This is a genomic window from Rhodanobacter sp. IGA1.0, from assembly GCF_040208325.1.
GTDB lineage: Bacteria > Pseudomonadota > Gammaproteobacteria > Xanthomonadales > Rhodanobacteraceae > Rhodanobacter > Rhodanobacter spathiphylli.
The window spans coordinates 431,752-444,427 of record NZ_CP157948.1 but is presented as its reverse complement, the minus strand read 5'-3'; the positions used below and the strand labels follow the sequence as shown (position 1 = coordinate 444,427).

Below are 12,676 nucleotides of genomic sequence, written 5' to 3'. Positions count from 1 at the left end.
ATCGCCCCGAGAGCCGTCGCCGCATGAGCAGCCACAACCACCAGCTGGAACGCCTGGTCTTCTTCTCCGACGCGGTGTTCGCGATCGCGATCACCCTGCTGGTGATCGAAATCCATGTCCCGCGACTGGGCTTGGCCAGCGACCAGGTGTTTCTCTCCGAACTCGCCGCGCTGGGTCCGAGCATCTTTGGCTTCGTGCTGAGTTTCCTGGTGATCGGCGCGTTGTGGGCGGCACACCACCGCGTATTCGGCATGATCTCCGCCTACAGTCCTAGTGTCATGCTGCCGAACCTGCTGATGCTGCTGGTGATCGCGTTCATGCCCTTCGCCACCGCGCTGATGAGTTCGAACCCGCTGTCGCGCGTGCCGGAAATGTTCTATTCCGCCACGCTGTTGCTGGCAGCGCTGCTCCAGCGCTGGCTGTTCGGCCGTGCGCTGCGTTCGGGCTTCCTGCATGCCGACATCAGCCCCGTGGACGTGGCCGGGGCACTGGGACGGGCGTGGGGCTTGCCGGTAGCGGCGGCGATGTCGCTGGGGCTGGCATGGTTCTGGGAAGGACCGAACAACTTCGTGCTGCTGACGATTCCCCTGCTGACCCGATTGTTCGCCCGCCTCGCCCGCGCCCGTGCGCAGAAAGCCGCCCGGCAGGCCGGCGACATCGCGAAGCCGCCGGCCCCGATGGAGCCGGCCGGCGAACCCGCCGGCACCAGCGTGCCCGGTTCGGCGGCATAGCGTCTCCATCGTCGCCTTGCCTTTCCCGGCCTCGCCTTCCAGCCTCGCCGTTCATGCATTCCCTGCGCATTCGACACGGCGGAACGGAGACGGTCGCGCCGCTGCCACCTTCCTCGCTTCAGGGCGTCGCCATGTCCGCGTCGGTCACGCCCTTGCGATTGATCGCCTTCCAGCCGCCCGTCGAGTAGCTTCCGGCCGCCTGCACGTCGAAGGTGCTGCCATTGCCGAGCCAGGCGTACAGCACTCGTGAAGCGTTGCCCCACATGATGTCCACCATGCCGTTGCCGTCAAAGTCGCCGGTGGCCAGCACGTCGTAAGCCGCATTGACCTTGAAGCTCTTCGTTCCCTTCCTGCTGGCCCCATTCATCGTCCAGTAGGCGAAGGTGCCAAGGCTCTGGTTGTACCAGAGCAGGTCGTCCTTGCCGTCGCCGTCGACGTCACCGGTGCCCTTCAGCTTCCAGCCACCGGCGTTGTAGGTGCCGAAGGCGTTGATCGAGAACGTGCTGCCATTGCCGAGCCACACATACATCGTGCGTTGCGCATTGCCCCACAGGACGTCGACCAGTCCGTCACCGTTGAAGTCACCGACGCCCAGAACACGGTAGGCCTTGTTGACGCCGATGCTGCGCGCCGACTTCCTGCTGGAACCGTCCATCAGCCAGTAGGCGAGCGTACCCTGCACCTGGTTGTGCCAGACCAGATCGTCCTTGCCGTCGCCGTCGACGTCACCGATGCCGGCCAGATACCAGTCATTGCTGTTGTAGGTGCCGAAGCTGCTGGCGACGTAGTCGCTCTTGCCGGCATTCCGACCGCCAAGCCAGATGGTCATGCGACGACTGCTGTCGGCCCACAACAGGTCGACGAAGCCGTCGCCATTGAAATCGCCGGTACCGAGCAGCCGCAGCGAGGTGCTGACTGACTGGTTGCGATAACCATCGTGGCCTGCCCCAAGCATCGGCCAATACACCATCCGGCCATCGTTCGGGTTGTGCCAGAGCAGATCGGAGGTGGTGTCGCCATCGGCGTTGAATGGCGCGATCCGGTTGTGCCGGAAGCCCCCGATGAGCCAGTCTGTCTGCCGCAGCGCGCGCGCGTTGTCAGCCTGATTCTGCACGCCACAGGGGAAATTCTGGCAGATCGTCAGCTGCGGGCTCGAGAACACCTGGGTCGAATCCTGTCCCGCGTCCTCGTAGGCCATGATGGTGCCGAAGCCACCCGAACCGACTGTCTTCTTGTAGCCGTAGGCATACGGATAGGCGCCGGTGCCGTCGGCGTTGTCCACGTCATGGGCCAGGCCCATGTTGTGGCCAAGTTCGTGGGTGAAGGACTTGTCTTCGCAGTAGTACCCGCTCTCGTCGGAGCCGTCGCTCACCACCGAAAAGCCATAACCGGCCGAGAAATCGTAGTGGTCGGTGATCGAGGTGCCGTCACCGCCACTGAGCCAGCCGTTGCCGCAGCTGCCATCCCGTGCGTTGTCGAAATGACGCAACAGCGCGACGAGATCGGCGCCGTAGCGGTCGCGCAGCGCATGCAACGGCTCCAGCGCCGTGGTGCCGCCGACCGTGGTCAGGTCGTCCAGTGCCTGCTCGTTGGAGGTGGCGGCGGTGTAGTCGACGGGGACCGCGCGCGCCAGCCGCACGCGCATGTCGACCTGGCTGTTTGCATAGGCCTGGTTGGCGTAGCTGATCAGGTAGTGGATGCGGGTCAGCACGTTGTCGGTCGAACCCAGCTGCTGGACCATGTCCGGTGTGTAGGCCACCAGCACATCGACCAGGGTGGTGCCGGTCGGCGGGGAGGTTGGCGGGCTGATCGCCGCCTGCTGTGCCGCCAGGCTCATTCCTGCGGTCGCGAACGATGCCTTTCGCGCGTCGCGTGGGGGAATCCGCGCATCGTTGCGGCCTGGTCCCAACGCGCGCTGCCGCAGCCGCGACTGGGTCGCCGGCGCCATCAGCCAGCTGCCCGAGCGATCCGTGTAGACGCGCAGGGAGGCGCCGGTGGCCTGCGGGATATTGCCGAAGCTGGCATGCGCGCCGAAGGTCAGCACCACCGACTGCGGACCATGCTGCGTATCGACGCTGCCGATCCAGGTCCAGTCGCCATTGGGAAAGGTTTCGTGCCGCACGTAGCGCACGTAACTGCGTCCGCCCGTCGGGCTGTCCAGCCACAGGCCACCATCCTGCATCGCGGCAAGTGCTGCGTTTTCATCGAGCAAGACCGGCGTTCTTGCCGGCGTGGCAAGTAGCGCACGGACAGGCGCCGTATCAACACGCAACAGCGACGGGTTCGCCGCGTGAGCCGCAGGCAACATCGCCAGCAGAAGTAGTACGGGATAGCTGCGGCGCATTGTCTGCGTCCTCCATTTCATCACGTGGATCGCCGGAACAGGCCGACTCCGACCACCAGTGTGTCATCACACGGGCAACCGTCGTCATCCCGCAAGTCGGGTAAAAGCGAGAATATACGCGTCGAAGAGGAGAATTTTCGTCCACACGATCGCGGATTCGGCAACGCGCCGCCAAGGCTCGCGGGAGATGAACGGCGAGCCGCCCCCCGCGGCGGCTTCCGCGTATCGACCAGTGCCCGCCCGATGATCTTGCGGAGACATGCGGTCGGCCACTCGGGCTCTCGACGGCATGCGCCGTTGCATCCGTCAGCCACTGCCTGCATGCTGCGCTTCCATCTGGCGTGACTTCGACGCGCGTCTTCTCTTCCGGCCATCGAAGACAGCAGGCCATGATCAGCTCCCCGGCAAAAGAAATATCCGCGCAGGTCGCAGACCCGCAACGCAGCTCCTGGATCGACAACACAAAGTTCATCCTGATCGCGCTGGTTGTCCTGGGGCATTGCATGGAAGAGTGGCGCTACAAGTCGCCTGTCGTTCTGGCTATTTATCAGTTCATCTATCTTTTCCACATGCCGGCCTTCATCTATCTGTCCGGTGCATTGTCCCGGCCGAAGTTCGGCATCGAACAGGGGACACGCTGGCTGACCAGGCTGGTTCTGCCATTCCTGGTTTTCCAGGCGATCTATCTCGCTTTCGACGCGTGGCTGCTTGGCAAGCCATTCGTCTACTCCGTGACAAGCCCCAACTGGATACTCTGGTATCTGATGAGCCTGGCCTGCTGGCGGATCATGCTGATCCCGGCACTTTCCTTTACCAGACCGCTCCTGGTCGCCTGCACCCTGGCCGTGCTTTCTGGCTACCTCAACGACGTCGGCTACTCGTTCAGCCTGTCGCGCACGCTGGTGTTCTTTCCATTCTTCGTCGCGGGCTATCTGCATGGCACGAAGATCAAAGGGCCGCGCCTCGCAGCCGTCGGCGTGTTGCTGGCGCTTGCCGGTTTCGCCTGGCTGATCCGCGAGCTCAGCGCCAAATGGCTTTTCGGTCTCGCTCCCTACACCAATCTTTGGGGAGGCGCGATCCAGGCGGGCCTGCTTGCGGCATCCGCCGCAGGCGTATGGGCGGTACTGCGACTGACCCCTCGCGCAGCAAGTCCGTTTGAAAAGATGGGTCGAGAGAGTCTTTCGGTGTACTTGCTGCATGGGCTTCTGATCAAGCTGGCCACCGCATACGGCATCTGGAAGCTGTTCCGGCACCTGGGTGTCGGGCAGAGCCTGGGCGTGGTCATCGGGGCGACGTTGCTTTTGGTGACGCTGCTGGCGGCTGTGGCGCCCCTGTTCCACCCGATCATGAATTACCAGTGGCTGTTCCGCAGCCGACCTGCGCCCGCGGCCGACAAGGTGACGGGTGCCAGCTGAGGTGTCGCCGGAACGGCCATCGCGTTCGACCTGGCGGAAGCTGATCGACTCCCGCCAGGTCAACCGGCCCAGGCAAACCCGCCCCGGCTCGTCGTCATCGGCCGCAACCTGCGCATTCATCGCCGTCCCTCCCCCGATCGACCCGGCGAGCAGTTTTCCGTTTGCATGGAAGGCGATTCGCGCCGGGTGGACGTGATCCAGATCAGTGGCCCGCCGCGACGCGCGGCGTATGTTGGGCTCCCTTTCCCGACGAGCCCGCCCCATGGCCAGCGACATCATTGCAGAACAAAACACCCATCTTTTCGACGCCCGCGGGGTGGCCCGCCGCTTCCGCCATTCGGCGATCTTCGGTGCGATCGGCGCGCTGCGTTCGGGTGAGACGATGCGCTTCGTCAACGACCACGACCCGATCCCGCTGATCGCCCAGTTGCGCGAACGCCTCGGCGACAACCTCAGCGTGACCTACCGCCAGCGCGATGCGGACGCCGTGGTGATCGACTTCGGCATCACCGGCCTGCCGGTGGAGTGATGCGCTATCCGCCCTTCTTCGACCAGGCGCCGGCGATCACCTTGCGCGATCCGCTGGCGGACCTGCTTGGCGCGGCCGACGACGGCCTGCTCGACTACCACTACATCGACGCCGTGCGTCTGGCCGGCCACTCCTGCCCCACCGTAGCCGGCGCCTGGCTGATGGCGCGTGCCGCGCTGCGCGCGCTCTATCCCGATGGCCCCGCCGAGCGCGGCGGCGTCAGCGTGGAAATGAGCGGCGCGGAAGACGAGGGCGTCAACGGCGTGATCGGCCAGGTGTTCACCCTAGTCACCGGCGCCGCCGCAGCCAACGGCTTTCACGGCATTGCCGGCCGCTTCGCCCGGCATTCGCTGTTGCACTTCTCCACGCCTGACGCAGGTGCGGGCCTGCGGGTGCATCGACGCGACAACGGAAAGAGCGTGTCGGTGGCGCTGGATCTCGGCGATGTCCCCGCGCCGGCCAGCCTGCGTCCGCTGCTGGGGGCGGCACTCGACCCGCAGGCCACGCCGGAACAGCGCGCGGCCTTCGGCCAGGCGTGGCAGGAGCGGGTGAAGTGCCTGCTGCTGGAGCATGCCGACGATCCCGCCGTCGTTCGCGTGACCCGGTTGAACTGAGCGCGCGGCGCGCCTCAGCTCGCCGGCACGCGCAGGTCCTGCCAGACCGTGCCCGACTGCCGCGCCTCGCGCTCGTGTTCCTCGTCGCGCCAGCTCTCCTGCAGCGCGGCGTCATACCAGCGGCGCATGCCGGGCAGCGCCAGCAGCCGTTGCGCATAGTCCGAGGATGGCGCGCCAAGCTGCAGGCCGTAGCTCTGGATGCGGAAGGCCACCGGCGCGAAGAACGCATCGACGGCACCGAACTTCGCGCCGGCCAGGAACGGCCCGCCAAACCGGGCCAGCCCTTCGCTCCACAATTCATCGATGCGTGCGATATCGACCTGCAGCGCCGCCGGCAGCTCGTCGGGCAGGCGGATGCGCAGGCCGCAGTTCATGCCGCACCGGTTGCGCAGGGCCGCGAAGCCCGCGTGCATCTCCGCGGCGGCGCAACGCGCCCAGGCACGCGCGTCCGGATCGGACGGCCATACGTCCATATGACGTTCGGCCAGGTATTCGGCGATCGCCAGCGAATCCCACACCACGCGTTCGCCGTCGTGCAGGCACGGCACCTTGCCGCTGGGCGAGAACGCGCGAAACGCCTGCCAGCTGGCGCCGTTGCCCTGGGCAAACGTCACCAGATGTTCTTCGAACGGGATGCCAAGCTCGCTGAGCAGCAGCCACGGCCGCAACGACCACGACGAATAGTTCTTGTTGGCGATGTGCAGCTGGTACATGTCGTGCAACCTCCCGTGGTCAGTTCTGTTCGCAGGTTTCGATCGGCGGCACGACCCGCACGGGCCGCCGCCGCGCATTGGCCAGCACCACGCCGCCGATGGTGACCGCCCCGCCCACCAGGATCAGCGCATTCGGCACTTCGTGCAGCCACAACCAGCCGATCAGCAGCGCGATCGGCGGCGACAGGTAGATGAAGCTGCTGACCTGCGAAGCCGAAGCACGGTGCACCGCCATGTTCCAGGCCAGGTAGCCGACGAAGGTGGGCGCGATGCCCAGCCACAGCAGCGCGCCGATGTGCGACCACGACGCGGCCGCCAGCGCCTGCGGCAGATGCCAGCCGAACGGCAGCGCGCCGAGCGTGCCGGCGAACATCGCGAACGCGGTGACGCCGACCATGCTGCTGCGGGCGAACAGCGCCTTCTGACCCACGAAGAAGACCGCCGAGACGGCGACGCAGACCAGCACCAGCAAGGCGTGCGGGTCCACCTCCACCCGCTGCCCACTGGCCAGCACCACCAGCACCGTGCCGAGCAGGGCCAGCGCCAGGCCGACCCAGGTGCGCAAGGTCAGGCGCTCGCCGATCCAGAACGCCGACACCGCCGCCGTGGCGGCCGGCACCAGCGAAATGAGGATCGAGGCAGTACCGCTGGCGATCCGCGTCTCGGCGTAATTCAGGCACAGGTGATAGACGCTGAGGCCGAGCACGCCGAGCACAGCCAGCTGCGGCCAGTCACGCGGCGCCGGCAGGGGCGCCCGCTTCACCCACAGCAGGACGGCGAAACACAGCGAGCCGGTCAGCAGCCGCGCAAAGGCCACCTCGCCCGGCGTGAACGAGGGCAACGCATAGGCGATCGCGGCATACGCCGACGACCAGGTGAGCAGGGCGATCGCGATGGCCAGCAGCGCGCGGCCATCGAGACGTTCAACGGTACCCATGGGGACGCATTCCTGAAACGGGGAAGTGCGCATCCTAGTCTTGCCGCTCGCGCCGAGGAATAATGCACCGAAGCGTTTTCGCGCTGTTTCGCCAGCGATCGAATTCATCGATACCTGATCCTGCCTTGGAATCGAAAGTCATGGAATCAAAGCTCGAACTGGACGCGAAGGACTGGCAGCTGCTCGAAGCGCTGCAGCAGGATGCGCGCCTGGGTTACGCCGAGCTGGGCCGCAAGGTGCGGCTGTCCGCGCCGGCGGTGGCCGAGCGGGTGAAACGGCTGGAGGAAGCCGGCGTGATCAGCGGCTACCGCGCCACGGTGAACCCCAGGCGGCTGGGCTACGGCATCAGCGCGATGATCCGGTTGCGTTGCGACGGCGTCACCTGCGCGCGCATCGGCGCACTGGTGGAGGACATCCCCGAAGTGCTCGAGTGTCGCCGCCTGGCCGGCGAGGACTCCGCCCTGCTGCATGTGGTGGCGATGTCGATCGGCCACCTGGAATCGGTGCTCGACCGCCTGCTCAAGACCGGCGCCAGCAACAGCACCACTACCCTGATCGTGCTGCAGACGCCGCACGAACACCGCCCGCTGACCCGCGCGATGTGGAACGCCGCACTCGCCGCGTCACGCGACTGACCCTCTCCCCTGCGACCCACCCCATGACCGACAAGCCCGCCACCCCGCCCCCTTCGACCACTGTCGACGCGCCCGCCGATCCGCAACGCCGCCGCCTGCTCGGCGGCCTCGCGATGGCCGGAGCCGCGCTCGGCGTGAGCAGCTGCCAGCCGTTCGGCGAGCGCGGCGCAGCCGCGGCGCCAGGCGCAGGCGACGCGGCACTCGATGCACAGCTGCGCCAGCACATCCACCACGTGGTGGTGCTGTACGCCGAGAACCGCAGCTTCAACAACCTGTTCGCGAACTTCCCCGGACTGGCGCAACCGCTGCAGGCGCTCGACTCACCCGCCTACCGCCAGCGCGATCGCGATGGTCGATTGCTCGACGCATTGCCGCCGGTATGGGGCGGCCTGGCGCCACACGCGCAGACCGTCGACGGACGTCACTACCAGATCGGCGAAGACGCGATCCGCGGCCTGCCCAACCGCCCCTTCGTCCTGCGCACGCCCGACGGCGACGCACTGCCGCACGGCGTGATCACCCGCGACCTGGTGCACCGCTTCTACGAGAACCAGCTGCAGATCAACGGCGGCAGGAACGACGGCTTCGTGGCCTGGGGCAACACCGGCGCGATGACGATGGGCCACTACGGCGACGGCGCGGCCAATCTGCGGCTGTGGAAACTCGCCGGGCAATTCACCCTGTGCGACAACTTCTTCATGGGCGCGTTCGGCGGCTCCTTCCTCAATCATCACTACCTGGTCGCCGCGCAGCCGCCGTATTTCCCGCACGCCGACCGGCACCCGGCGAAGATCCAGATCGCCACCGTCGAAGGCGACGACCCGACCGGCCTCCAGCGCGTGATGGCCGAGGATTCGCCCGCCAGCGCGATGCAGGGTCGCCCGGAGTTCGCCTCGCGCGACGCACTGACGCCGGACTTCTGGGCGGTCAACACGATGGGGCCGGCCTACGCGCCCGCCTTCAGCCACGACAAGCACGATCCGCGCTTTGCCGACCCGGACAGCCACAACACCTTGCCGCCGCAGGTGCACGCCAGCATCGGCGATGCGTTGTCCGACGCCGGCGTCGACTGGGCCTGGTACGCCGGCGGCTGGCAGCTCGCGCTGGACGGCCATGGCGACGGCGACCACAAGGCGTTCCCGGAAGTACCGAACTTCCAGATCCACCACCAGCCGTTCAACTACTTCCGCAGTTTCGCGCCGGGCACGCCGGCACGCGCGCAGCACCTGCGCGACGCCGGCGTAGGCAACCACGCCGACAGCAACCACTTCATCGCCGCGATCGAGGCCGGCACGCTGCCGCCGGTGTCGTTCTACAAGCCGCAGGGCGACCTGAACATGCACGCGGGCTATTCCAGCGTGGATGCCGGCGACGAACATCTGGCGCAGGTGGTCGAGGCGCTGCAGAAAAGTCCACTGTGGCCGAACCTGCTGGTGGTGATCACCGTGGACGAGAACGGCGGCTGGTGGGATCACGTGGCGCCGCCGAAGGGCGATCGCTGGGGACCGGGTTCGCGCATCCCCGCGATCATCGTGTCGCCCCACGCGAAGAAGGGTTTCGTCGACCACACCGTCTACGACACCGGCTCGATCTTGCGCTTCCTCACCCGCCGCTTCGGCCTCAGGCAACTGCCCGGCCTGAAACTGCGCGACGCCTCGATGATCGCCGCCGGCGGCCCGCCACCCGGCGACCTCACCGCGGCGCTGCAGTTCAGTTGAGCCCCAGAGCATCCCTCACCTGAAGGGACTCCCTTCGGTCGCCAGCCTCCCCTGCAGGCAGGGGGAGGAGCAGAACGAGCCACCCGAAACTCCATCGCCACCGGGATACCCTCCCCTGCTCCGCAGGGGAGGGCAGGGGTGGGGTCCACGCCGCGTCGAACTTCATCGAAGCCGATTTCCCCGTAAGCTGCAGCTTTCCAGCGAAACGCAATGAACCCCATGCGCGAGTTCTATCCCGAGATACAGCCTTACCAGACCCATCGCCTCGCCGTCGACGCGATCCACACCCTGCACATCGAGGAATGCGGCAACCCTGACGGCTTGCCGGTGGTGTTCCTGCACGGCGGCCCCGGTGCCGGCCTGTCCGCCTATCACCGTCGCTTCTTCGATCCGGCGCGCTACCGCATCGTGCTGTTCGACCAGCGCGGCGCCGGGCAGTCCACGCCGTTCGCCGAACTCACCGACAACACCACCTGGCACCTGGTCGCCGACATCGAGGCGATCCGCGAGCACCTAGGCATCGAGCGCTGGGTGGTGTTCGGCGGCTCGTGGGGTTCCACCCTGGCGCTGGCCTATGCGCAGACGCATCCCGAGCGCGTGCTCGGTCTGGTGCTGCGCGGGATCTTCCTCGGCCGCGAACCGGAACTGCGCTGGTTCAACGAAGTCGATGGCGGCGCCTCGCAGATCTTCCCCGAGCGCTGGGCGCGCTTCCTCGCCTTCATTCCCGAAGCCGAACGCGACTCGATGCTGGAAGCCTACTGGCGCCGGCTCACCAGCAATGACGAGGCGACCCGGCTTGCCGCAGCGCAGGCGTGGAGCGCATGGGAAGGCGGCAGCACCACCTTGCTGCACGATCCCCACGGCGGTGGCGACTTCGAGGACCCGCACAAGGCGGTCAGCCTGGCGATCATGGAAGCGCACTACTTCCGCCACCGCATCTTCCTCGAACCGAACCAGCTGCTGCGCGACATCGAACGCATCCGGCACATCCCCGCCACCATCGTGCACGGCCGCTACGACATCATCTGCCCGATGACGAGCGCATACGACCTCAGCCAGGCCTGGCCCGAAGCCGAGCTGCACGTGGTGCTGGCCGGCCACAGCGCCGCTGATCCCGCGATCGTCGACCAGCTGGTGCAGGCGATGGATCGGCTGGCCGACCGCTACGCCTGAAGCGCACCTTCATCGTTCCCCCGCAAGGCAAACAGGGAGTGTCCATGCGCGTGCTGGTCACCGGCGCCTACGGCTTCATCGGCGCGCACATCGTGGCGGCGCTGGTCGCCGCGGGCCATGACGTCGTCTGCGCCGTGCGAGGCGCGCGCCTCGACACGCGTTTCCCCGGACTCGACGCGATCGCCTGCGACATGGCCCGCGACCTGCGCAGCGAAGACTGGCTGCCCCGCCTCGCCGGCATCGAGGCGGTGGTCAACTGCGCAGGCATCCTGCGCGAGCGCGGCGCCGACAGCTACGCGGCGGTGCACGAGCAGGCGCCGCTGGCCCTGTTCCGCGCCTGCGTGCAGGCCGGCGTGCGGTGGGTGATCCAGGTCTCCGCACTGGGCGATCCCACCGACGGCGAGTTCATCGCCTCCAAGCATCGTGCCGATGCGGCGCTGGCCGCGCTGGAACTGGACTGGCTGGTGCTGCGCCCGTCGCTGGTCTACAGCGCGCATGGCTCGTACGGTGGCAGTTCGCTGCTGCGTGCGCAGGCCGGGCTACCCGGCCTGCTGCCCCTGCCCGGCCGCGGCGCGCAGCCGCTGCAGCCGATCGCCGCCGAAGACGTCGGCCTGGCCGTCGTCGCCGCGCTGGCCCGACCGCAAGTCGCCCGCGAAGTGCTCGAACTGGTCGGCCCCGAGGTGCTGACCCTGCGCGACTACCTGCTGGCCTGGCGACGCTGGCTCGGCTTCGGGCACGCATACGCGCTCGCCGTGCCGATGCCGCTGGTGCGACTGGCCTGCGCGCTGGGCGAACACCTCGGCAACGGCCCGCTCGGCAACACCATCGGGCGCATGCTGGAACGCGGCAACGCCGGCGCCGCCGATGCCGTCCCCCGCCTGCGCGAGCGCCTCGGCCTGACTCCGCGATCACTGCCACGCGCGCTGGCCGAAGCGCCCAGCCACGTGCAGGACCGCTGGCATGCGCGGCTGTATTTCTGCCTGCCGCTGCTGCGCGTGTCGATGGCCTTGCTGTGGATCGGTTCGGGCGTGGTCGGCTGGCTGACCCCGGCAACCGACGTGGTCGCCGCCACGCACGGCAGTTCACTCGCCGCCGGCAGCCTGCTCGCGCTGGCGCGCATCACCGCCAGCGCCGACCTGCTGCTGGGCGCGCTGTGCCTGCTGCGCTGGCGGCCGCATCTGGTGCTGGGCCTGATGCTGGCGATGCTGCTCGGCTACACCTTCGGCATCGGCATCGCCTGGCCCGTCCACTGGCTGGACCCGTTCGGCGGCCTGCTGAAGAACCTGCCGCTGGTCGCGGCACTGGCGCTGCTGCTGGCGACGGAACAACGCCGATGAATGCCTACGTGCTGCTGAAAACCGTGCACATCCTCTCGTCCACCCTGCTGTTCGGCACCGGACTGGGCACGGCCTTCTTCATGTGGTTCACCCACCGCAGCGGCCAGCTCCCCGCGATCGCGGTGGCCACGCGGCTGACCGTGCGCGCGGACTTCCTGTTCACCACGCCGGCGGTGATCGTGCAGCCGCTGTCCGGCTACCTGCTGATGCGCTTGATGGGTTTCGACCTGCACACGCCGTGGCTGCAAGCCGCCATCGCGCTATACCTGCTGGCCGGCGCCTGCTGGCTGCCAGTGGTCTGGTTGCAATGGCGCGCGCGCAACCTGGCCGCCGCCGCACTGCGCGACGGCACCGCCCTGCCGCCGGCCTACCATCGCTGCATGCGCACCTGGTTCGCACTGGGCTGGCCGGCCTTCCTCGCCGTGATCGCCACGTTCTGGCTGATGGTGGCGAAGCCGGTGTTGTGGGGGTGATGCTGCCGGCATTCGCAACGCAAGAAACGGATATCGCGAACCCGTCGGGTCGACCAG

The 12,676-nt window shown here is 67.5% G+C and carries 12 protein-coding genes; 9 read left to right on the top strand and 3 right to left on the bottom strand.

The window, feature by feature from the left end; genetic code table 11:
* The first annotated feature begins 23 nt into the window (after positions 1–23).
* Complete coding sequence (locus ABNK63_RS01865; RefSeq protein ID WP_350016531.1) at positions 24–731, top strand: TMEM175 family protein; 708 nt, start codon at positions 24–26, stop codon at positions 729–731.
* 118 nt (positions 732–849) lie between these two features.
* Here the strand turns inward: ABNK63_RS01865 and ABNK63_RS01860 are convergent, their stop codons facing one another.
* The gene (locus tag ABNK63_RS01860) at positions 850–3,075 is read right to left on the bottom strand and encodes a reprolysin-like metallopeptidase (RefSeq protein WP_157582390.1); all 2,226 of its coding nucleotides are present in this window, start codon (positions 3,073–3,075) and stop codon (positions 850–852) included.
* 389 nt (positions 3,076–3,464) lie between these two features.
* Here ABNK63_RS01860 and ABNK63_RS01855 point away from each other — a divergent pair, with 389 nt between their 5' ends.
* From ABNK63_RS01855 to ABNK63_RS01845, 3 genes are all read left to right on the top strand, one after another.
* The gene (locus ABNK63_RS01855; RefSeq protein WP_007810392.1) at positions 3,465–4,490 is read left to right on the top strand and encodes an acyltransferase family protein; all 1,026 of its coding nucleotides are present in this window, start codon (positions 3,465–3,467) and stop codon (positions 4,488–4,490) included.
* A gap of 262 nt (positions 4,491–4,752) precedes the next feature.
* Complete coding sequence (locus ABNK63_RS01850; RefSeq protein ID WP_007810393.1) at positions 4,753–5,019, top strand: DUF2249 domain-containing protein; 267 nt, start codon at positions 4,753–4,755, stop codon at positions 5,017–5,019.
* Entirely contained in the window at positions 5,019–5,633 is a 615-nt protein-coding gene (locus tag ABNK63_RS01845) for a hypothetical protein (RefSeq protein ID WP_007810395.1), read from the top strand. Before ABNK63_RS01850 ends, ABNK63_RS01845 begins: the two co-directional genes overlap by 1 nt.
* 14 nt (positions 5,634–5,647) lie before the next feature.
* Here the strand turns inward: ABNK63_RS01845 and ABNK63_RS01840 are convergent, their stop codons facing one another.
* Both ABNK63_RS01840 and ABNK63_RS01835 read right to left on the bottom strand, forming a co-directional pair.
* Positions 5,648–6,346 (bottom strand): glutathione S-transferase family protein, encoded by a 699-nt coding sequence (locus tag ABNK63_RS01840; protein ID WP_350016530.1) that lies wholly within the window; start codon positions 6,344–6,346, stop codon positions 5,648–5,650.
* A 19-nt stretch (positions 6,347–6,365) separates the two neighbouring features.
* Entirely contained in the window at positions 6,366–7,283 is a 918-nt protein-coding gene (locus ABNK63_RS01835) for a DMT family transporter (protein WP_350016529.1), read from the bottom strand.
* Between the two features lie 140 nt (positions 7,284–7,423).
* Here ABNK63_RS01835 and ABNK63_RS01830 point away from each other — a divergent pair, with 140 nt between their 5' ends.
* The 5 genes from ABNK63_RS01830 to ABNK63_RS01810 all read left to right on the top strand — a co-directional run bounded on the left by ABNK63_RS01830 (position 7,424) and on the right by ABNK63_RS01810 (position 12,619).
* Positions 7,424–7,918 (top strand): Lrp/AsnC family transcriptional regulator, encoded by a 495-nt coding sequence (locus ABNK63_RS01830; protein WP_056716064.1) that lies wholly within the window; start codon positions 7,424–7,426, stop codon positions 7,916–7,918.
* Between the two features lie 23 nt (positions 7,919–7,941).
* Positions 7,942–9,636, top strand: a complete 1,695-nt coding sequence (acpA, locus tag ABNK63_RS01825) for an acid phosphatase (RefSeq protein ID WP_350016528.1) — start codon at positions 7,942–7,944, stop codon at positions 9,634–9,636.
* 219 nt (positions 9,637–9,855) lie between these two features.
* Positions 9,856–10,809, top strand: coding sequence for a prolyl aminopeptidase (pip, locus tag ABNK63_RS01820; protein ID WP_350017177.1), 954 nt, complete (start codon positions 9,856–9,858; stop codon positions 10,807–10,809).
* A gap of 44 nt (positions 10,810–10,853) precedes the next feature.
* Positions 10,854–12,146, top strand: a complete 1,293-nt coding sequence (locus ABNK63_RS01815; protein WP_350016527.1) for a DoxX-like family protein — start codon at positions 10,854–10,856, stop codon at positions 12,144–12,146.
* Positions 12,143–12,619: a DUF2269 domain-containing protein gene (locus tag ABNK63_RS01810; RefSeq protein WP_350016526.1), complete on the top strand. Its 477-nt coding sequence runs from the start codon at positions 12,143–12,145 to the stop codon at positions 12,617–12,619. Before ABNK63_RS01815 ends, ABNK63_RS01810 begins: the two co-directional genes overlap by 4 nt.
* Positions 12,620–12,676: the final 57 nt, after the last annotated feature.